This is a genomic window from Bradyrhizobium nitroreducens (genome assembly GCF_002776695.1).
GTDB classification, from domain to species: domain Bacteria; phylum Pseudomonadota; class Alphaproteobacteria; order Rhizobiales; family Xanthobacteraceae; genus Bradyrhizobium; species Bradyrhizobium nitroreducens.
Genome location: NZ_LFJC01000003.1, coordinates 3906524 through 3926611, shown reverse-complemented (window position 1 = coordinate 3926611; position 20088 = coordinate 3906524). Strand labels below are relative to the sequence as shown.

The window sequence follows — 20088 nt, the reverse complement described above, 5'->3', positions numbered from 1 at the left end:
GTCACGCCACGTCGTTTCTGCCGGATGTCGTGCCGTCGGAGCGGCCGATCTCGCGCAGCCTGGTGCCGAGCGACAGCTTGTCGATGCTTCTCAGCGGCAGATTCACGAAGGTGTCGATCCGATTTTTGAGATAGCGGAACGCGGTGACGAACGCCGCCTGCTGTTCCAGTTGCGATCCCTCTGCCGCGGCAGGATCCTCGATGCCCCAATGCGCCGTCATCGGCTGGCCGGGCCAGATCGGGCATGCTTCGCCTGCGGCGTTGTCGCAGACGGTGAAGACGAAATCCATCACCGGCGCATCGGGCGCGGCGAACTCCAGCCAGCTCTTCGAGCGCATGCCGTCGATCGGGTAATCCATCGCCTGCAGCGTGCGCAGCGCCAGCGGATGCACCGCGCCTTTCGGCGTGCTGCCGGCGGAAAACGCCCGAAAGCGGCCGGCGCCGTCCTTCTGCAGGATCGACTCGGCCAGGATCGACCGCGCCGAATTGCCGGTACAAAGGAACAGCACATTGTAGATCTGGTCAGGCACGGCTTCGCTCCTTGCGTTTCGGCGAGCAGCAGGATTGCAGCGTCTCGACGACGGGATTGCAGACCTCCGGCCGTCCGCCGCAGCAATCACGCAGCAGGAACAGCGCGACGTCGCGGAATTCGTCGAGATTGGCGCGGTAGACGATCGAGCGGCTGTGCCGCTCGGAGGAGACGAGGCGCGCCCGGCTCAGGATCGCCAGATGCGCGGAGAGGGTGTTCTGCGGCACTTCCAGCAGCCGGGCGAGGTCGCCGGCGGCAAGGCCGCCGGGCTCGTGCCCGACCAGCGTCCGGAATGCTTCCAGGCGGGTCGGCTGGGCCAGCGCGGCGAGGGCGAGGACGGCGTCTTCTGTTTCCATATATCCAGATTTACGGATTTATGGCGGCGGCGTCAATGTGAATCTCATCGGCTCTTTCACTCCATAATTCGAATATTCTAGAAATATGGTTTGACAGGGAGCGGCAAGCAGGGCACTGTGGCGTCATGAAGATCGACGACGCAGCTCAACGTCTGGAGGCCCTGGGTAACCGCACCCGGCTCCAGATCTATCGCGCCCTGGTCCGGGCCGGACACGCGGGCATGCCTGTCGGGCGCCTGCAGGAGAAGCTGAAGATCCCGGCGTCCACGCTGTCGCATCACATCAAGGCCCTGGTTGCGGTCGGGCTGGTCAGCCAGGTCCGGGAATCGACGACGCTGATCTGCCACGCGAATTTCGATGCGATGCGGGGGCTGGTCGCCTTTCTGGCGGCGGAATGCTGTGCCGACGAAGCCGGATGCAAGGGCGCGCAAACGGCGGCGTGATTTTTTGCGGAATTATTCGATTGTTCTGGAAGTATGGGAGAAGTCGGAATGAACGCCAAGACGGTTGCCAAGACGGTCGCCATCATCGGAGCCGGGCCGGTCGGCCTCGCCGCGGCTGCGCACGTGCTCGAACGCGGCATGTCTCCGATCGTGCTCGAGGCCGGCCCTGAAGCCGCGCATGCGGTCCGTCAGTGGCAGCATGTCCAGCTGTTCTCGCCGTGGGAATACAATGTCGACAAGGCGGCATCGCGCCTGCTCGCGCCGACGGGATGGAATTCGCCGGACCCTCATTCCTATCCGACCGGCGGCGAGCTGATCGAGCGCTATCTCGCACCGCTCGCGACACGCACGGCATTGCGTGAGGCGATCCGCACGTCGAGCCGGGTCACGGCGATCAGCCGCGCCGGCTTCGACAAGGCGAAGACCAAGGGCAGGGAGCAGGCGCCGTTCGAGATTCGCTATCAGAACGGCAAGGGGCTCGAGGTGTTGCGCGCGGATGCCGTGGTCGACGCGTCAGGCACGTGGTTCACGCCAAATCCCGCCGGCAGCAACGGCTTGCCTGCGATCGGCGAACGCGAGCGCGCGGGCCGCATCGCCTATGGCATGCCGGATGTGCGCGGCGCCGATCGCGCCCGCTATGCCGGCAAGACCGTTGCCGTGCTGGGGGCCGGCCATTCCGCGGTGGGCACCCTGATCGATCTCGCGCAGCTTGCGGGCGAGGTGCCCGCCACGCAGGCGATCTGGCTGCTGCGTGGCGACGACCCGGCCAAGGCGTTCGGCGGCGGCCGCAACGACAAGCTGGCCGCGCGCGGCGCGCTGGGCTCCGCCTTCGCCGCGCTCGTGGCCGCCGGCAAGATCAAGGTCGAGACCGGATTTGGCGTGACGCATCTCTCGGACTCCGAGGGCCGCCTCGGCGTTTCCGCAGGCTCGCGCAGCGTGGTGGCGGACGAGCTGGTCGTCTCGACCGGCTTCCGTCCCGATCTCTCCTTCCTGTCCGAGCTGCGGCTGCGGCTCGATCCGGCGATCGAGGCTCCGGTCGCGCTCGCGCCGCTGATCGATCCCAACGAGCACAGCTGCGGCACGGTCCGGCCGCACGGCGCGCGCGAGCTCGCGCATGACGAGCCGGGCTTCTATCTCGCCGGCATGAAGTCTTATGGCCGCGCGCCGACCTTCCTGATGATGACCGGATACGAGCAGGTCCGCTCCATCGTCGCCGACATCGCCGGCGACAAGGCCGCTGCGGCCCGCGTCGAGCTCGCGCTGCCCGAGACCGGCGTCTGCACGCGCGGCGGTGTCGAGGCGGCGGATGCCGGATGCTGCGGCGGTCCGGCGAAAGAGGAACCATCCGCCTGCTGTGCCGCCGATGAGACGGCCAAGAAGGCGGGTCGTGTGGGATGCGGCTGCTGATGACGCCGGTCCCAGCGGGCCGGTCGGCGGGTCCGCTCGCCATTGTCCTCGCGCTCGGAACTGCGCAGACCATTGCGTGGGCGTCGAGCTACTATCTCCCTGCCATCCTGGCGGCGCCGATTGCGCGTGAACTCGGTCTCGCGCCGACTTATGTTTTCGGCGCGCTCTCCGGAGCGCTCGTCATCTCCGGTCTGCTCGGCCCGCGCGTGGGGCATGCCATCGATACGTTCGGAGGGCGCGGCTTGCTTGCCGTCTCGAACCTCATCTTCGTGGCAGGCTTGCTTCTCCTGTCCGTGGCTCACGGCGTGGTGGTGCTGATTGCAGCCTGGGGGCTGCTCGGGATCGGCATGGGCATGGGCCTTTATGAAGCGGCCTTCGCGACGCTTGCCCGCATCCACGGCAGCAACGCGCGACGAAGCATCACCGGCATCACCCTGCTCGCGGGCTTCGCGAGCACCCTCGGCTGGCCCCTGACGACGTGGCTGGCCTCGGCGTATGACTGGCGCGTGGCCTGCCAGGTGTGGGCGGCGATCCATGTCTGTCTGGCGCTGCCGCTCAATCTGTCGCTGCCGCGCGCCGGTCCGTTGGACCTGCAGCCCCAAGCGGATCCGCTTGCGGGACGGAGATCCGGACGACAGAGCGAGACGTTCGCGATGGTGCTGCTGGCCTACATGTTCGCGGCAGCAAGCTTCGTCAGCTCGGGCGTCTCTGCAATTCTGCCGACCATGCTGGTTGCGTTCGGCGCGACGCCGGCGCAGGCTCTGTTCGCAGGTGCCCTGGTCGGGCCCGCGCAGGTCGGTGCCCGCCTGCTGGAAGCAGGATGGCTCGGCCGGTTTCATCCACTGCTGTCGGCACGGCTTGCCATGCTGATGAATCCGATCGGTGTGGTTGCCCTGGTCGCGGGCGGCCCCTTCCTCGCATCGACCTTCACGGTGCTGTATGGCGCAGGCAACGGCATCATTACCATTGCCCGCGGCACGCTTCCGCTGGCGCTGTTCGGGCCGGCGGGCTTCGGCAGGCGTGTCGGCATGATCTCACTGCCTTCGCGGGCCACGGGCGCGCTCGCGCCACTCGCGCTCGGGGTGATGGTGGAGCATTTTGGCAGCAGCGCGCTGTGGATCAGCGCGCTATTCTCGATCTCCGCGTTCTTCGCGCTTCTGTTGCTACGCGCAGACGAGACGAGATAGGGACTGACGGGAGGGGAGCATTCGAAGCCTGAGTGGTCGATCGCTGATTGCGGTGATGTGCATCGGTCAGGTCGGCAATCTGCTGCCGCATGTGACGCTGTCCGCGAACCTCGCGCAGCACCTGATGCCGGCCTGGGGACTCTCGGCGGCCGAAGGCGGGCTGATGGCGAGCGGTTATGCGTTCGGCTACATGCTCGCGGTGCCCGTGCTGACGACCTTGACCGACCGCATCGATGCGCGCCTCGTCCTGCTCTGGGGCTCGATATTGAGCGGACTCGCCACCATCGCATTCGGCGTCTTCGCGCAGGGCTTCTGGTCGGGGACTGCGATCTGGTCCATTGCGGGGCTCGGATTTGCCGGCGCCTACATGCCGGGCCTGAAGGCGCTGACGGACCGGCTTCCCGCCGGCGACACCTCGCGGGCGGTGACGCTGTACACGTCGAGCTTCTCGGTCGGTGTCGGCGTCTCGTTCCTGGTGGCGCAACTGGTCGCGGACCACTGGGGTTGGCGCGCCGCTTTTCTCGTGACCGGCTTCGGCCCCGTCGCAATGGTCGCCGCGTGTCTTCTGATGCAGGGGCAGCGGCCCGCGCCGAAGGCAGGACGGCTGTTGAACTTCGCGCCCGTCTTCGCCAATCGCGAGGCGCTCGGCTACATCCTCGGTTACGGCGCGCACTGCTTCGAACTCTACGGCATTCGTACCTGGCTGGTCGGGTTCTGGACCTTCGTCGTCGCGCATCAGGGCGGGCCGTCCTGGATGACGCCCGTGCTGATGAGCTTCTGCTTCGCGGTGATCTCGATGCCCGCCAGCATCCTCGGCAACGAGGCCGCGCTGAAATTCGGACGGCATCGTGCGATCACGATGGTGATGATCGCCTCGGCCTGCGTTGCGCTGGTGATCGGCCTCAACGCAACGGCCCCGGCCTGGGTGCTGGCACTGCTCTTGATGATCTACGGCCTGACGGTGCCGGCTGATTCCGGCGCGTTGACTGCCGGCATGTCGGCTGCGGCCGTCTCCGAGCATCGCGGTGCGACGCTGGCCCTGCATTCCACGGTCGGCTTCGGCCTGTCGGCCGCCGGCGCCTGGGGAACCGGCGTCGCACTCGACATGGCCGGTGGACCGCAGAGTGCGCGCGGCTGGCTGCTGGTGTTCATCGTGCTCGCGGCCGGAATCGCGCTGGGGCCGTTGGCACTGCTGTGGGCGCGGCGGGCCGGTGCCGAGGGTGTCGCGCGGCGGACGCGATGACGTCGCCGCGTGACGTCCGGCGTTTTCAGAAGCTGATCCCCAGCCGCGCGTTGAACGAACGGCCTGGTCCCTTGACGTTGTAGCCGTAGGCGGCCGAAGAGCCCATCATCGAGACCACCTTGTAGTCGACCAGATCGGCGCCGCCGAGCGGCAGGTAGTAGTTCTGGTTGAACAAATTGTCGATGCCGAGATCCAGCCGCACGTGCTGCCACTGATAGCCGGTGCGCAGATTGACCAGCGCGTAGGACGGTGTCGTCAGCTCGTTGTGGACCCGGCTGACCTGGTCCTTCGATCCGACCAGCTGCAGCTCGACGCTGTTGGTCCAGCCGCCGAGGCGATGGTCGAGCGCGAGCTTCGCGTTGACAGGCATCATGTGGTAGAGGTCCACGCCGTCGGTGCGCTGGCCGCGGACATAACCGATCAGGCCGCGAACCTGTCCCTGGCCGTAAACCGGATTGTCCCACACGGTCAGCCGCCCCTCGACATTGACGCCGTAGAGCGTCGCGTCGTGGTTGGCGAAGCGGAGGTAGACGAAGCCGGTGTTGGCGGTCAGGTTGGCGGGATTGCTCGCGAGGCAGCTTGCGGTCGCGCAGCGATCGACGTCGATATAGTCCTGCACGTAGCTGGCATAGGGCGTGACCTCGACGTCCCAGACCCGCTGCGCGGGATCGTGCCATCCGGCCGTGAGGCTGATCGTGTGAGCCTTCTCCGGTGCAAGATCGAGATTGCCGACATAGCCGTTGCCGTCGCCGAACCAGCCGATCATCTGCATCGCCATCGCATTGGTGGACCAGGCGTAGCGCTCATAGAGATTCGGCGAGCGGGTCTTGCGGGCAAAGCCGAATTCGTACTGGCTCATGTCGTTCGGCTCGTAACGGAGGAGGGCGGAGCCGTCGACATGAACGTCGGTGCGGGCGTGATTGACCGCGTTGAACGCGGCCGCGTCGGCGCCGTAGTCCATGGCGTTGTAGCCCTGCACATTGCCGGTGTTCATCCACACGACGTCGTTGCGCAGGCCGACGATCGAGGTCCACTGCCGGTCCCAGTGCCGTTCCCACTCGACGAAGGTGCCGACGCGGTCGCGCGTCCCGCCGTTGATGTTGATGAAACTGTTCGGGCTCATCATCATCGACCCCGCCACCGGCCTCCACCAATCGTCGAGCCGGTTCAGCGCCAATTCGTTGCCGATCCGCAGCAGGTCGTGGCCTGACAGCGCCACGGTCGCCTTCAGCGCGTAACCGCCATCGAGGCCCTTGGTATCCATCGGCATGTCGGCCACCTTGTCGGGCGCGATGAAGCCCATGGTGTGCCGGATCTGGTGCACGAAGGCGCTGGCCTCGAACTTGCCCCAGTCGAAGACGCCTTCGTAGCGGCCGTTCGCATAGAGGCCGCGGTTGTAGACCATGTCCATGTACTGGTTGACATAGCCCTGGTACGGAATGAACTGTCCGCCGACCTGGAACGTGAAGAGATTTCCGAACGTCTGCTTCGAGACGCTGATCGCATGGTTCTGCGTCTCGTAGAGCGTCGACTTGACGGTCGTCCCATCACCGGCCCTGTAATCGCCGGCACGGACCCAGCCGCCGGTGTAGGTGATGCTGGTGTCGTGGTTGGCCATGGTCGCGGTGGCGTCGACACCATAGGCGTTGCCGTTGCTGCGGAAGAAGCTCGACAGTTGCGTGCTGGTCACCCATCCGGCCTGTGCCGGCACGAAGGCCGGCGGCGCGGTCGTGACGTCGATGCGGCTGCCGATATAGTCGCCGCCGACCGATACCGGCCCGACGCCGAGATAGGCCCGCATCTTCGCGATCATCGCCGGATTGACGAACGACAGTGGCGGATTCATTTCGTTCGGGCAGGCCGGGCTGATCAACATCGAATTGATCGCGACCTGCAGCCGGTCTGCGCCAAATCCGTTGATCGCGGGCAGGCTCGACACGCCGCCGGCTCCCCACGCCGCGCCGCCGGGCAGGTCGGTGACGAGCGAGGCGGAATCGCTCGACGACAGGCCGCGGTCGAAGCCTGCCGTTGGCGGCAGGCTGACCGACGCCGGCGGCGAGCTTGCGCTCTGGTCGGGTGCCGCAGTGCTTCCGCTTCGCGTCGCGGCGGGCGGGGCGGCCGTGACGACGGCACGCGGCTTTCGTTTGCGCTGTTGCGCAGGATTGACCGTCACCGGCGGCAGCCGCTCCGCCGATTGCGCGGAAGCCGTTGTGACGAAGGGCGGCAGCAGCGACGCCACGCCGAGCAAGGCAGGTGAGATGAGCGCCGTCGTCGCGGCCTGGATGGACCGGCGCAGGCTGGTTGATGTGTTGGACATGAGCGTTTCTTTGCGAGGCCAGCGATTACGCCGGCGCATGACGGGAAGCGGGGCGCGCGCTGGCGGCCCTGCCGATGATGTCGGAAATGAGCAATGGTCGAACGCCCCCGCGCGCGCCCTAAGGCGGGTGCGGGCAGGAACCGGACGGGCGAACGTCTGCGCCGTCCTGGCGCAATTTCAGATCAGGGCAGGAGGTCCACGCGACAGATGATCGAACGACCATGCGTAGGCGATGATGCGCTGCCGGAAGGAATAGACCGCACTCGCCGTCAGCGGAATGCGACCGGCCAATGTGGGGTGAGGCGGTGGCAGGGCACCGGAGATATGGTGCGCCGCGCAGAGCGGGCAATGCACGGCGGTCTTGCCGCTGGTCTTGTCCGCGTCGGTTCGTGCTGCATCCGTGTTGTCGCCGCTGATGCACAGCTCATGAGCCGCCGCGGCGGCCGTGGGAGATACGCTCGCAACGAGGATGCTGGACAGGATGACGTTGAAGACGAGAGCATAGGCTGCAATGAACGCAGCGCCCCAGCCGATCCGTCGCTTGAAAGCGAGCCGTGTCATTCACCTGTACCCCGATGGCACACCTACCACACGAGGAAAGCGAGTCAAATCCGGAGGAGACTGGCGCGGTCGATGGGTGTCTGGTGTTGCCGCGCGAACACGTCGGGTCGCGTGACGCACTTGGCTTTGCTTCGCAGCCTCATCCCGGTGGCCTTCGCCTTCGGATCGCTGGCGATCGGAACGAAGGAGCTGCTGGTCCACGATTGACGGCACGCAGGGGGACTTTGACCTGGCGCAATGCCTTCGGAGACGAATTCGGATGAATTGCGTCCGCAATGTTCGATTTCGACCAGCCATTGTTCGTCGCGGGGCTTCTGCTCGGCCTTTCCTCCAGCCTGCATTGCTTCGGCATGTGTGCAGGCATTGCTTCCTCCTTGCACTTCGCCGCCGACTTCGGCTCGAACCGGCCGCGGCGGGGTCTGTTGACGGCGACGGTTCTGATCAACGCGGGACGCATCTCGGCCTACATGCTGGCAGGCGCCACGGTGGGCGCGATCGGATCGAGCGTGTTCGGATCGTTCGACCACGCATTCGCCCATGCGATCCTGCGTTGGGCCGCGGCCGCGGCTCTCGCCTGGATCGGATTTTCGATGCTCGAAGTGCTGTCGCTCCCGGCGTGGCTGTCGCGGCTGGCCGCGGCCGTCAGCGCCAGGATCGGCACGGCCGCGCGTGCGACGAATCTACCGCCGACGCTAGGGCTGTTCGTCAGCGGTGCGGTCTGGGGCTTTCTGCCCTGTTCCATGGTCTACGCGGCGTTGTTCTACGCCATGCTGTCCGGCTCGTCGCTCGGCGGCGCGTTGGCGATGAGCGGATTCGGTCTCGGCACCCTTCCGGTCCTGCTCGGTGCCGGGTTGGGACTTCCGTGGCTGCGGCGCCGCGCGACCGCGGGATGGCTGAGAAACACGGTCGCGCTCGCCATCATCGCAGTGGGGATCGTCAGCGCCGGCGTGTCGCCTTCGACCTTGGTCGTGTGGTGCCGAACCTGACCGGCTTGCCGACGTCTTCGATCGTCGGCCGCTGCAGTGTCGCCCGCAATGGCGGGGTGACTCGATCCGCCGCTATGGCTGCGGTGGACAGCGCTCGAACGTCGGCCGTTCGTGCGCGGCTTCGCCAGGGGGAACTGCGGCGTCAGTTTTCCACACCCACGACCGGAAGTATCGAATTGCAGATGCAGCCTACCAGCTATCGATAATTTGCCAACGCCGCTCGCCCTCGCTTTGATGGCGGCATGAGCACCAAATCACGCGAGGTCATCTGGAGCGGCCGAATTCTCGGTGCGGAAATTTCGGCCAAGCATGCGCGCGAGGAGGCGAAGAAGGCGGTCCGCGAGGCCGACCGCGCCGAAGCCGAAGCCTGGTCGGTCCGCATGGAAGGTTACGGCGGACCCTCGCAGCCGTCGCCGACGATCGCCCAATGCCTCAACGGCGGCATGGGCTGGCTCGAGGTCGAGTGCAACAGGTGCAAGACGCGCGCGAGCCTGCCGCTCGATGCGATCCGCCGGCCGCGTGATACGCCGATCTGGAAGCTGGAGGCCTCGCTGAAGTGCCGGTCGTGCCGAAAGGGACGGTCCGCGCCGCCCGTCCACATGATCAAGCTGACGGCGACGCGCAGCATCACGCCCTACAAATGGGTGCATCCGACCGAGGAGCGTTAGGGCGGCGCGGCGATGACGAGGGCGCGCGTGCCATCGCATCAGTTTGAACCATTCGCCGCGTGCTGCCGACCAAGAGCGGTGCTCGCGATCGGGTCGAGATCATGTTCGACGTTCTGGTAAATCTCCTGGCCGGTCTGTCTTTCGGCTTTCCCGCCGTGCCATGGCTTCTTGGCGCGCGATGGGGCGCGAGGGGTGTTTGGCTCGGTACCGGATTTTCCGTCGTCATCCTGCTCTGTCTCTTTCCCATCCTGTTTGGGTTCGGGTGCGGTGACTGCGGGCAGGGCGCGATCGCCATCTTCGTGCTGGTGCCGATCTGGATCGCTGCGGCATTGCTGACGGCCGCTTCGGCGGCGTTCGCTCACTTCAAGTTCGCGCGCTGACGTCCGCGAGACGTCGGGCGACGATGCCGCGCATGAGACGCAGCGGCATCCGATCTTTCCCCGAGATTTCCTTCAATTGGATTCAAGTCGACCAAGCGCATTCAATCGTCCTTAACTCGTGCGCGCGTACATCCGGGTTGTTACAACCGATAGAAACACGTCGTAACAACAACCTTCGCGAAAGCGGCTATGCGGGTGGATTGCAATGGCGGAAGCGGATGACCGGCGCGAGAGCTGGCGGCTTCATCAAGCCAGCTGGATCCCGCTGGCGGCCATGGGCGCGCTGTTCGCGGGAACTCTCGCAATATCACGCTTCTCGGTGGCCATCGAAGTCGAGCTCGTGACGAGCTTGGTCGTGACGGCCTGTCTCGTCATCTCCAGCCGCTACCTGATCTCGCGGGCATGGGGAGCGCGTTCGGCCTTCATCCTCCTCTCCATCGCGCAGCTGACGGTCGTCGGACTGTTCGGGGCTCCGCTGACCTACATCGCAGCTTCGGCCAATCTTCCCCTGCAGGACGCAAACCTCGCCTATCTCGATAATCTCCTCGGGCTCGACTGGCCCGCCTATTACAATTTCTTCGTCGCCCGGCCGTGGCTTCTGCAATACGCCGTCTTCTTCTACGCGATGATTCTGTCGCCGACGCTCACCGTTCCCATCGTTCTCGGATTGACCGGCAATTACATGCGGCTGCAGCGCTTCGTCCTGGCCTGCACCCTGACCGTGTGCGTCACCGCGCTCGTGTCGGCACTGGTGCCTGCCATCGGCACGTATCAGCAATACGGGTTGCCCGCCGATACCCAAGACTTCAAGGCGATGGGCTATCTCATCCAGCTCGAACGCCTGCCGCTCGCCCGCGACGGCTCGCTTCGCATTCTCCAGATCTCCCAGATTTCCGGAATCGTCACGTTCCCCAGCTTCCACGCCGCCGCGGCCATCCTCGCGCTGTGGGGATTTTGGGCCGTCTGGTGGCTGCGCCCGGCAGCCTTGATCCTCAACGGCGGCATGCTCATCGCAACCCCGTTGATCGGCGGACACTATTTCGTCGACGTATTTGCAGGCGTGGCCCTGGCCGCGCTTAGCATCTGCGCCACGGAATGGCGCGCCCTCGGTAAATTTGCGGGTCAAGGTGAGGATGTCTCGACGGTACGGGCCTATCCCGTGCCCGCGAAATCCGAAGTCGTTTGAAGTTGCCCGGCCGCGCGCATTTGACGAGCCGATCTCCGCACTCGCCCCCGGGATGGTCAAGGAGGTGCTCGACATCATGGTCGACCTCGCGCGGGACGGAGCGGGCGCGGGATTTCCTGGCCGAGATCATTCATTGATTGAGAACGACGATCTTCGCCAGCATGCCGCTGTTTTGCCCGGACGGGTCAAAGCGGTGTCGTCGCGGCGACAGCTTCCTGGCGCTCTCGAAGAGGCAATGATTTCAACACCCCCGCTACTGTGCATGGGGTTGTTTTTCAGTTTTTGTATTGAGCTCGCCTAAATATCCGCTCAGCGCCGGCCGCGCGGCGCTTCGGCCTTGGCGGGCGGCTCGGTCTGCGGTCCGCACGTTGCGGCGGCCAGCGTCGCCTGCGCCTGCGGCATCAGGCCGGGCTCGGGGGCGAGCGCCTTCATCACGATCAGGCCGGTGGTGCTGGGCGAGTCGATGATCAGGCGGTCGGCCGCGGTGACCTCTTCGTCCTCCGGCAGCTCGTTGTGCTGCGCCTCCGTCATCAAATCGAGCTCGATCACCTTGCGGCCTGCCGAGCGGTCGTTGATGGCGTAATAGGCGATCTCGTTGCGGGTATAGAACGACACCGAGGTGTAGGCCTGGCTCACCGGGACCGTGAGCTTGATCGGTCCGCCCGTGAGGTCATAGCGGCAGATCGCCAGCGCAAAGGCCGGATCCATGAACGGCATCGGCGAGGTCGAGGGATCGGCGAGGGGAAGCTGGGTGACGCCGTTCACCTTCGTCATCGGCGTCAGGCGCGAATAGGCGTCCTGCGTCGCGATCCGCGGCAGTGCCAGCACGCTGACCAGATGGACGACGAGGCCCAGCACGATCCCGGCAACGATGGTGAACGCCAGGCGGATCATGAGCAGCCCACCGTCGAGATGGAGGGCATCGGCGCATCGCGCTGGGTGCGCGTGGCGACGCCGACCGGGGTGTCGTAGAGGCGCAGCATCAAGGTGTAGCGCTCGATGCCGCCGGTCGGCAGCCAGTTGCCGGCACGCGAGCGCGAGGCGATGCGGATCTCGAACGAGCCGTCGGACTGGCGCACGATCTCCTGGCTGGTGAAGCCGTAGCGCTGCAGCGAATTGGCGACGAGATGGCCCTTGCGGTCGTACAGCGTCAGCGTCCAGAACCGTGCCGGCGGCGTCACGCCGGAGACGATCACGTCGCAGCGGCCGTCGAGCGGCTTCTTCTTGTCGTCGGCGCGCGCGGTGAAGGCGACGCCGTCGCCGGTGCCGATCGGCAGCTCGCCGTTGCGCACGATGGTGGCGCGCGAATAGGGGTCGACGTCGGCGGTGCCGGTGCGGGGACGGGCGGTCCAGGCGCCGATGGTCAGCGCGCCGATCTCGGTGCCGCGCGTCGTCGTCATCCAGGTCGCGCCGACGCCCACGACCGTCGCAAGCAGGAGCGCCGTCAATGTGATCAGGATCAGCCGCACGGGTTTCGATCAGTTCTTGCGCGGGGCGGCTGCGTTCGCATTCTCTTCCGCATAGTTCTGCGGGAAGGCGAGCGCGCTCGTCGACGAGGGCTTGGCCGGCTTGCCGTCGTTGTCAGCCGATTTGTTCGCGGTCTTGGCGGCGTCGTCGAGCAGCTTCTCGACGCGCACCAGGATGTCGGCGCCGCGCTTGGTCAGGACCGGCGGCGGACCCGGCTTGGTCTCCAGCACCTTCGGCGCCGCGTTGGCCTGCGCGTTGGTCACGTGCTGCGGCGGCAGCTTCTGGCCCATGCCGACGCCGGGAATTTCCCGGACCTCGACGCCCTGATGCGCCGCGACCATGATGTCGTGCCAGGTCTGCGCCGGCAGCGAGCCGCCGGTCATGCGGTTGGTCGGCGAATAGTCGTCGTTGCCGTACCACACCGCGCAGCTGAAATTGCCGGTGTAGCCGACGAACCAGGCGTCGCGATACGCATTAGTCGTGCCGGTCTTGCCCGCGGTCGGGATGCCGTCGAGGGCGGCGCGGCGCGCGGTGCCTTCGCTGACGACGTGGCTCATCATGCCTGCCATGTCGGCGGCGATGTTGGGCGGGATGGCCTGCTTCGGCTTCGGACCGTCGCGGTCCCAGCGCCAGACGAGATCGCCCGCGCCGGTACGCACCTCGAGCACGGAGTGCGGCGTCACGGACTTGCCGCGGTTGGGGAAGGTCACGTAGGCCACGGCGTGCTCGAGCACGGTGACCTCGTCCGAGCCGATCGGCATCGACGGCGTGTCGGGCAGCGGCGCCTTCAGGCCGAAGCGGCGCGCGACCTCGACGATCTTGGCGCGGCCCACCTTGGCCGGGTTCGAGGCCTTGGGCTCGTTCTTCTGGCCGATCGCGATCGACAGCTTCACCGGCACCACGTTGATCGAGCGCGTGATCGCCTGCGTCAGCGTCACCGAACCGGAATAGGAATGGCCATAGTTCTGCGGACACCAATTGCCGATGCAGACCGGGCCATCGACCACGATCGAGTTCGGGGTGAAGCCGTTGAGCAGCGCCGTGGTGTAGACGTACGGCTTGAACGACGAACCCGGCTGGCGATAGGCGTCGGTGGCGCGGTTGAACTGGCTGGCGCCATAGTCGCGGCCGCCGACCATGGCGCGGATGCCGCCGTCGAGATCGGACACCACGGTCGCCGCCTGCGTCGCGTGATAATCGCGGCCGAACTGGCGCAGCTGGTTCTCCACCGCGTCTTCCGCCGCCTTCTGCACGTTGGTGTCGATGGCAAGCCGCACCACGAAGACGCGCTCGGTGTACGACTTCGGGAAAGTGTCGACCAGCTTGCGCATCTCGTCGAAGGCGTAGTCGAGATAATAGTTCGGCGAAGCCTCGTCGCGGCGGTCGACCGCGAAGGCCGGATTGCGGCGGGCACCGAACACCTGGCCCTCGGTCATGAAGCCGGCATCGACGAGATTGTCGAGCACGACGTTGGCGCGGGCGCGGGCGGCGGGCAGGTTGATGTGGGGGGCGTATTTGGTCGGCGCCTTGAACAGGCCGGCGAGCATCGCCGCTTCGGCCAGCGTCACGTCGCGCGCCGACTTGTTGAAGTAGAAATGCGCAGCTCCATCCACGCCAAAGGTGCCGCCGCCCATGTAAGCGCGGTCCAGATACAGCTTGAGGATCTCGTTCTTGGTCAGGCGCCATTCCAGCCAGACCGCGAGGAAGGCCTCGTTGACCTTGCGCTCGATGGTGCGCTCGTTGCTCAGGAACAGGTTCTTGGCGAGCTGCTGGGTGATCGAGGAACCGCCCTGGCGGACGCCGCCGGCCTGCGCGTTGGTGACGAGCGCGCGCGCGGTGCCGGCGATGTCGATGCCGAAATGCTCGTAGAAGCGGCGGTCTTCGGTCGCCAGCGTCGCCTTGATCAGCACGTCAGGAAAATCTTCCAGCGGGATCGAGTCGTTGTGCTTGATGCCGCGGCTGCCGATCGGATTGCCGTAGCGGTCGAGGAAGGTCACCGCGAGGTCGGACTTCTTCAGCCAGTCCTCGTCCGCGGTCTCGCGGAAGGCGGGGATGGCGAGCGTGAGCATCACGATGAGGCCGCCGAGGCCGAGGGTTGCGGCTTCCGACAGCGGCTCGATGAACACCCAGCGCTTCCAGCGTCCGACATAGAACCGGTCCATGAAGGTCGAGTAGCGCTCGTAGAGCTCGCGGATGCCCTTGGCCGAGGAGAACAGCGAGGAGTCGATGCGCGCGTCGAGGTCCAGAAAGAAATTCCGGATGCGGCTCTTCCAGTTGGATGGTGTATTCTGGACCACCTAGAACCCTTGAGGCTCGCTTCGACAGCGTTCAAGCACCCGGCCGGGGCGGCACCGAAACGTCTTGCGGGAATGTTGCGGCAAACCCAAGGCGCCCGGTTCGCATCCGAGGGGGGACTTCATGTTCCTTCTAGCCGAGCGGGGTCCATAAACCAATGGTCACGCTCGCGATTTTGAACAACAGGCCTAATTGACCCCGGTTCATTACGGGCCTCGAAAGGCGCCTGCTTGCGGCATCCCGGTGCTACGGCCTAGATGGCGTCGCCGTCACTCTTTCGAACCTTGTTGAGGCGCATGACCGCAGCTCCCAAACGACCTTCCCCGCAGGAAGAATTCTTCTGGAAAACCAAGACGTTGGAAGAGATGTCGGCGGTCGAATGGGAAAGCCTGTGCGACGGCTGCGGGCGCTGCTGCCTGAACAAGCTCGAGGACGAGGATACAGGGAAGATCTATTTCACCCATATCGGCTGCAAATTGCTCGATGGGACGAGCTGCGCCTGCAAGGACTATCCGAATCGGTCCGACAAGGTTCCGGATTGCGTCCGCCTGACGCCGGCCAATGTCCGCACCCTGAACTGGCTGCCGCCGAGCTGCGGCTACAAGCTCGTTGCCGAGGGGCGCGACCTCTATTGGTGGCATCCCCTGGTCTCCGGCGATCCCAACACCGTGCATGACGCCGGTGTCTCCGTGCGCGACCGTGTCGAGGGCAGCGAGGAGGAGATTCCGGACGAGGAGCTCGAGAACCACATCGTGCAATGGCCGGCGCAGCTGCCGAAACGGGCCCGCCTGAAGCGACGTCCGAAGGACTGAGCCGCCGCCGTCAGGTCCTGGCGACGATCACGGGTTCGGGATGACCCGGGGGCGGGATGCACCCATGCGCCGCGGTGCCTGCCTGGGAAGATCTTTGCTGTCTACATTGGGCTGCATAGAACGAATCCTACGCGGCGTTGCGCCGCCACACGGCATCCGAGCGAGATGAACAAGTTCGACCGGCGGAGCAGTTCTGCCGACATCCAGACTTTGCCCGACGACCTTGCCGAGGAGCTGTCCCGGCTGCCGAGCGAGGTCATCAGCGTCGATGACGCCCCGTCCATCACGCCGCCGGCGCCGCTGTCACAGGACGAGGTCCGCACCATCGTCATCAGCCTGATGCTGACGATGTTCCTGGCGGCGCTCGACCAGACCATCGTGGCGACCGCGCTGCCGACCATCGGGCGCCAGTTCCAGGACGTCTCCAATCTCTCCTGGGTCATCACCGCCTATCTGCTCGCCTCGACCGCGGTCGCGCCGGTGTTCGGCACCTTGAGCGACATCTATGGCCGCCGCGCCATGATCATCATCTCGCTCAGCCTGTTCGTCGCGGGCTCGGTGCTGTGCGCGATCGCGCCGAACATGCCGATGCTGATCCTGGCGCGCGGCCTGCAGGGGCTCGGCGGCGGCGGCATCATGCCGGTCGTGCAGACCGTGATCTCCGACGTCGTCTCTCCGCGCGAGCGCGGCCAGTACCAGGCCTATTTCTCCAGCGTCTGGATGGTCGGCGGTATCCTCGGCCCCGTCATCGGCGGCGTGTTCGCCGAGCATCTGCACTGGTCGATGATCTTCTGGATCAATCTGCCGCTCGCGGCCGCCGCCATCGTGATGCTGCTGCCGAAGATGAAGAAGATCCCGGTGTTCCACCGCAAGCGCAAGGTCGACTGGCTCGGCGGCGTATTGCTGATGGCCTCCGCCGTCGTCTTCATGCTGGTGCTGACCTGGGGCGGCACGCGCTATCCCTGGCTGTCGCCGACCGTGCTGGCGATGGTGGGTGGTGCCGTCGCGCTCGCGGTCAGCTTCGTGTGGCACGCGCGGCGGGCCGACGAGCCGTTCCTGCCGCTGCCCTTGCTGACGGGATCGGTGGCGCCGTTCGCGCTGACCGCCGGCGGCTGCGGGCTCGGGGCGATCACCGGCCTCACCGTGCAGCTGCCGCTCTATTACGAGTCGGTCTACCATTTGAGTGCAAGCGAGGCGGGGCTTGCGCTGATCCCGCTCGCGGCGGTCTCGACCGTCGGCGCGGCCGTCGCCGGCCGCACCATGGCCCGGGCAAAACACTACAAGCGCGTCGCCATCATCGGCACGTCCTGGGCCGCGCTGTGCGGCCTCGGCCTCACGCTCACCACCTTGCCGCTGTGGGGATTGCTCACACTGATGGCGGCGTTCGCGCTCGGGCTCGGCACCACGTTCCCGGTCTGCGTGGTCTCGCTGCAGAACTCGGTCGCGCGCCCGCAAGTCGGCACCATCACCGGCGCGATGAACTTCTTCCGCTCGCTGATGTCCTCGTTCACGGTCGCCGCCTTCGCCGCGATCCTGCTCATCGCGCTCGGCATCGACGTTCCGCTCGCCGGCGAGCACCACGCCGCCGGTAGCGTCGCCATTCCCGCCGAGGACATGCGGCACGCCTTCCGCTACGTGTTCGGCGCCGCCACCGCGCTGATGACCACCGCCGCGCTGTGCCTGATCGCGATGGAGGAGCGGCCGCTGGCCGGCCCCTCGGCGCAGCAGCCCGTCGAGATGGCGGAGTAGGGCGCTAGCCCGCAGCATCCGGGAAGCTGCTCCTCCGCGGCAGCAGAATGGTGAATTCGGTGAACTCGCCAGGCGTGGTCGCGACGTCGATCGTGCCGCCATGCTGCTTCACCACGATGTCGTGACTCATCGACAGTCCGAGCCCGGTGCCTTCGCCGGCCGGCTTGGTGGTGAAGAACGGATTGAACATCTTCTCCTTCACCTCGTCCGGGATGCCCGTGCCGTTGTCGCGGATGCGGATTTCGACGTGATCGCCGCGGTCGCGGGTCGCGGCGGTCACGACCGGCTCGTAACCGGCCGCCGCGTTGTCCGCCTTGCGCCTGGTGACCGCGTAGAAGCCGTTTCCGATCAGGTTCAGCAGCACCCGCGTGATCTCCTGCGGAAACACATCGGCCGAGCCTGCCGCGGGATCGAAGTCGCGTTCGAGCGTCACGTCGAACTGCGGCGTCTCGGCCCGCGCCCCGTGATAGGCGAGGTTGAGGCTTTCCTCGACCACCGCGTTGACGTCGCTCAGCCGATGCTCGCCGCCGCCCTCGCGCGAATGCAGCAGCATGTTCTTGACGATGGAATCGGCGCGCCGTCCGTGCTGCACGACCTTTTCGAGATTGTCCTTCAGGAGCCCCGTGAGCTCGTCGACCTCGCTGCGGATATCGTCAGCAAGGGCGGCGGGTGCGAGCACCTCGTTCAGCTCGTCGGTCAATTCGGCCGAGAGCGAGGCAAAATTGTTGACGAAGTTGAGCGGGTTCTTGATCTCGTGCGCGATGCCGGCGGTGAGCTGGCCGAGGGAAGCGAGCTTTTCGGTCTGGACCAGCCGGTCCTGCGCCGCGCGCAGATCGTCGAGCGATTTCGCAAGCTCGCGCGTGCGATCCTGCACCTCGTTGAACAGGCGCGTGTTCTCGATCGCGATCACGGCCTGGTCGGCGAAGGTCTTGAGCAGGTTGATCGCCTTGTCCGGGAATTGGCCAGCTTCGGGTCGCGTCACCGCGATGGTGCCGATCGCGATGCCGTCGCGCAGCATCGGCACCACCAGGATGCTGCGATAGCCCCGGGTGCGCGCCAGCTCCTTCATGGCCTCGGTCAGATCAGGCTCGTTCTGCATGTCGCTGCGGAAGGCATATTCTCCGCTTAGAGCGACCCGGCTGTGAATCCCCGGCGACGCCAGCGGTGCGGGGAACGAACTGAGCAGATCGGCATTGCCGGCTTCGTTGTCGGTGGTGAAGGCGGCCAGGTGCAGCATGCCGTCCTTGAGGCGGGTGACGGTGGACGAATGTCCGCCGATCAGCGTCTTGGCGCTGTCGGAAATGGCCTGGAACACCGGCGTGACGTCGGCGGGCGAGGCGGCGATCACCTTGAGGATGTCGGCGGTCGCGGTCTGGCGCTCCAGCGCCTCCCGCGTCGCATTGAACAGGCTGACATTCTTGATGGCGATCACCGCCTGGTCGGCGAAGGTCTGCAGCAGCCGCACGTGATGGTCGGCGAACGCACCGGTCGCGCGGCGTGTCGCGATGATGAGGCCGATCGCCTCGCCCTCGCTCATCAGGGGCGCGAACAGCATGCTGCGATAGCCGCGGGCGCGCGCGATGTCGCGCGCGGCCGGCTCCAGCTCGGTGTCGGGCAATTGCGCCGCGGCCCCCTTGGCCACGAGCGGGTAGGGCGGGAAGCGCGCGAAGGGGACCGGGAACGAGGCCTGCAGCACCCGATCGCCGGCCGGATCGGTCGGCGTGAAGGCGGCAAGGTGGGCCGCGCCGTCGACATAGCGCAGCACCGCCGTGGAGAAGCCGCCGATCAGCCGGTTGGCGTTGGCGGCGATGGCGTCGAACACCGGCTGCACGTCGGAGGGCGAGGCCGCCATCACCTTGAGGATGTCGGCGGTTGCGGTCTGGCGTTCCAGCGTCTCTTTCGTCTCGTTGAACAGGCGTGCATTCTCGATCGCGATCACGGCCTGGTCGGCAAAGGTCTGCAGCAGCTCGACGAGATCGGCCGCGAACGCGCCCGGCTCGGCGCGCGTGACGCTGATCATGCCGACCGGCGTGCCGCGGTTCATCAGCGGCATGAACAGCACGCTGCGGAAGCCGCGCAGCCGCGCCAGCTCGCGGTTCAGCTGCGGGACGTCAGCGGCCTCGCTGTCGGGAAACTGGATCGTCTCGCCGCCGCGCACCAGGGCAAAGGTCGGAAACTCCGAGATCTTGCGCGGGAACGAGGCCTTGAGCCCTTCGTCAGCCTCGGGGCTGGTCGGCGTGTAGGCGACGAGATGCAGCTCATCGCCGATGAACCGGAGCACGGTGGCGGAGAAGCCGCCGAGCAGGCGCCTGGAACTCGACGCAATTGCCTCGAACACCGGCCGGGCATCGGAGGGCGAGGCCGCGATGGTACGCAGGATCTCGGCGCTGGCGCTTTGGCGGTCCCGCGCAATCGCGAGCTCGCTGCGCAGCCGCGCATTCTCGGCTGCGAGCTCATCGGCGACAGTCTTCGGAGGGGTGGTCATTCGCAATCCGGCTCGATG

The 20088-nt window shown here is 66.3% G+C and carries 19 protein-coding genes; 11 read left to right on the top strand and 8 right to left on the bottom strand.

Annotation, left to right across the window (positions count from 1 at the left end):
• Nucleotide 1: 1 nt before the first annotated feature.
• A complete protein-coding gene (locus TSA1_RS18945) occupies nt 2-529 on the bottom strand; it encodes an arsenate reductase ArsC (RefSeq protein WP_100177676.1) in 528 nt (175 codons plus the stop codon).
• Entirely contained in the window at nt 522-884 is a 363-nt protein-coding gene (locus tag TSA1_RS18940) for an ArsR/SmtB family transcription factor (protein WP_100177675.1), read from the bottom strand. Before TSA1_RS18940 ends, TSA1_RS18945 begins: the two co-directional genes overlap by 8 nt.
• A gap of 125 nt (nt 885-1009) precedes the next feature.
• Here TSA1_RS18940 and TSA1_RS18935 point away from each other — a divergent pair, with 125 nt between their 5' ends.
• From TSA1_RS18935 to TSA1_RS18920, 4 genes are read left to right on the top strand one after another with little or no spacing between them, the layout of a single operon-like run.
• Nucleotides 1010-1327 (top strand): ArsR/SmtB family transcription factor, encoded by a 318-nt coding sequence (locus TSA1_RS18935; RefSeq protein ID WP_100177674.1) that lies wholly within the window; start codon nt 1010-1012, stop codon nt 1325-1327.
• Nucleotides 1328-1375: 48 nt separating this feature from the next.
• A complete protein-coding gene (locus tag TSA1_RS18930; protein WP_100177673.1) occupies nt 1376-2734 on the top strand; it encodes an NAD(P)-binding domain-containing protein in 1359 nt (452 codons plus the stop codon).
• Entirely contained in the window at nt 2722-3921 is a 1200-nt protein-coding gene (locus tag TSA1_RS18925; protein WP_100177672.1) for an MFS transporter, read from the top strand. The genes TSA1_RS18930 and TSA1_RS18925 overlap by 13 nt, the downstream gene beginning before the upstream one ends.
• Nucleotides 3922-3976: 55 nt before the next feature.
• Complete coding sequence (locus TSA1_RS18920; protein ID WP_100177671.1) at nt 3977-5164, top strand: MFS transporter; 1188 nt, start codon at nt 3977-3979, stop codon at nt 5162-5164.
• Nucleotides 5165-5189: 25 nt separating this feature from the next.
• Here TSA1_RS18920 and TSA1_RS18915 read toward each other — a convergent pair whose 3' ends face one another.
• Together TSA1_RS18915 and TSA1_RS18910 are read right to left on the bottom strand one after the other, a co-directional pair.
• Nucleotides 5190-7481, bottom strand: a complete 2292-nt coding sequence (locus TSA1_RS18915) for a TonB-dependent receptor (protein ID WP_100177670.1) — start codon at nt 7479-7481, stop codon at nt 5190-5192.
• Between the two features lie 177 nt (nt 7482-7658).
• A complete protein-coding gene (locus TSA1_RS18910) occupies nt 7659-8042 on the bottom strand; it encodes a DUF2946 family protein (RefSeq protein ID WP_100177669.1) in 384 nt (127 codons plus the stop codon).
• A gap of 275 nt (nt 8043-8317) precedes the next feature.
• On the opposite strand from TSA1_RS18910, the gene TSA1_RS18905 reads away from it, so the two are divergent.
• From TSA1_RS18905 to TSA1_RS41160, 5 genes are all read left to right on the top strand, one after another.
• Nucleotides 8318-9028, top strand: a complete 711-nt coding sequence (locus TSA1_RS18905) for a sulfite exporter TauE/SafE family protein (RefSeq protein ID WP_100177668.1) — start codon at nt 8318-8320, stop codon at nt 9026-9028.
• A 242-nt stretch (nt 9029-9270) separates the two neighbouring features.
• On the top strand, nt 9271-9696 hold the full coding sequence (locus TSA1_RS18900) for a hypothetical protein (RefSeq protein WP_100177667.1): 426 nt from the start codon (nt 9271-9273) through the stop codon (nt 9694-9696).
• Nucleotides 9697-9797: 101 nt separating this feature from the next.
• Nucleotides 9798-10076, top strand: coding sequence for a hypothetical protein (locus TSA1_RS18895; RefSeq protein WP_145984334.1), 279 nt, complete (start codon nt 9798-9800; stop codon nt 10074-10076).
• A gap of 274 nt (nt 10077-10350) precedes the next feature.
• Nucleotides 10351-11262, top strand: coding sequence for a phosphatase PAP2 family protein (locus TSA1_RS18890; RefSeq protein WP_161497246.1), 912 nt, complete (start codon nt 10351-10353; stop codon nt 11260-11262).
• Nucleotides 11263-11326: 64 nt separating this feature from the next.
• Entirely contained in the window at nt 11327-11563 is a 237-nt protein-coding gene (locus TSA1_RS41160; protein ID WP_430649768.1) for a hypothetical protein, read from the top strand.
• Between the two features lie 8 nt (nt 11564-11571).
• Here the strand turns inward: TSA1_RS41160 and TSA1_RS18880 are convergent, their stop codons facing one another.
• Genes TSA1_RS18880 through TSA1_RS18870 form a run of 3 tightly spaced genes read right to left on the bottom strand, consistent with a single transcriptional unit; the run spans nt 11572 to nt 15026 of the window.
• Nucleotides 11572-12156, bottom strand: coding sequence for a DUF1254 domain-containing protein (locus TSA1_RS18880; RefSeq protein WP_100177664.1), 585 nt, complete (start codon nt 12154-12156; stop codon nt 11572-11574).
• Nucleotides 12153-12731, bottom strand: a complete 579-nt coding sequence (locus TSA1_RS18875; protein ID WP_100177663.1) for a DUF1214 domain-containing protein — start codon at nt 12729-12731, stop codon at nt 12153-12155. Before TSA1_RS18875 ends, TSA1_RS18880 begins: the two co-directional genes overlap by 4 nt.
• 9 nt (nt 12732-12740) lie before the next feature.
• Nucleotides 12741-15026, bottom strand: a complete 2286-nt coding sequence (locus tag TSA1_RS18870; protein ID WP_100177662.1) for a transglycosylase domain-containing protein — start codon at nt 15024-15026, stop codon at nt 12741-12743.
• A 294-nt stretch (nt 15027-15320) separates the two neighbouring features.
• Here TSA1_RS18870 and TSA1_RS18865 point away from each other — a divergent pair, with 294 nt between their 5' ends.
• Together TSA1_RS18865 and TSA1_RS18860 are read left to right on the top strand one after the other, a co-directional pair.
• The gene (locus tag TSA1_RS18865) at nt 15321-15836 is read left to right on the top strand and encodes a YcgN family cysteine cluster protein (protein WP_100177661.1); all 516 of its coding nucleotides are present in this window, start codon (nt 15321-15323) and stop codon (nt 15834-15836) included.
• 165 nt (nt 15837-16001) lie between these two features.
• The gene (locus TSA1_RS18860; protein WP_100177660.1) at nt 16002-17585 is read left to right on the top strand and encodes an MDR family MFS transporter; all 1584 of its coding nucleotides are present in this window, start codon (nt 16002-16004) and stop codon (nt 17583-17585) included.
• Between the two features lie 4 nt (nt 17586-17589).
• On the opposite strand, the gene TSA1_RS18855 is transcribed toward TSA1_RS18860, so the two are convergent.
• Nucleotides 17590-20070, bottom strand: coding sequence for a GAF domain-containing sensor histidine kinase (locus TSA1_RS18855; RefSeq protein WP_174718971.1), 2481 nt, complete (start codon nt 20068-20070; stop codon nt 17590-17592).
• Between the last annotated feature and the right edge of the window lie 18 nt (nt 20071-20088).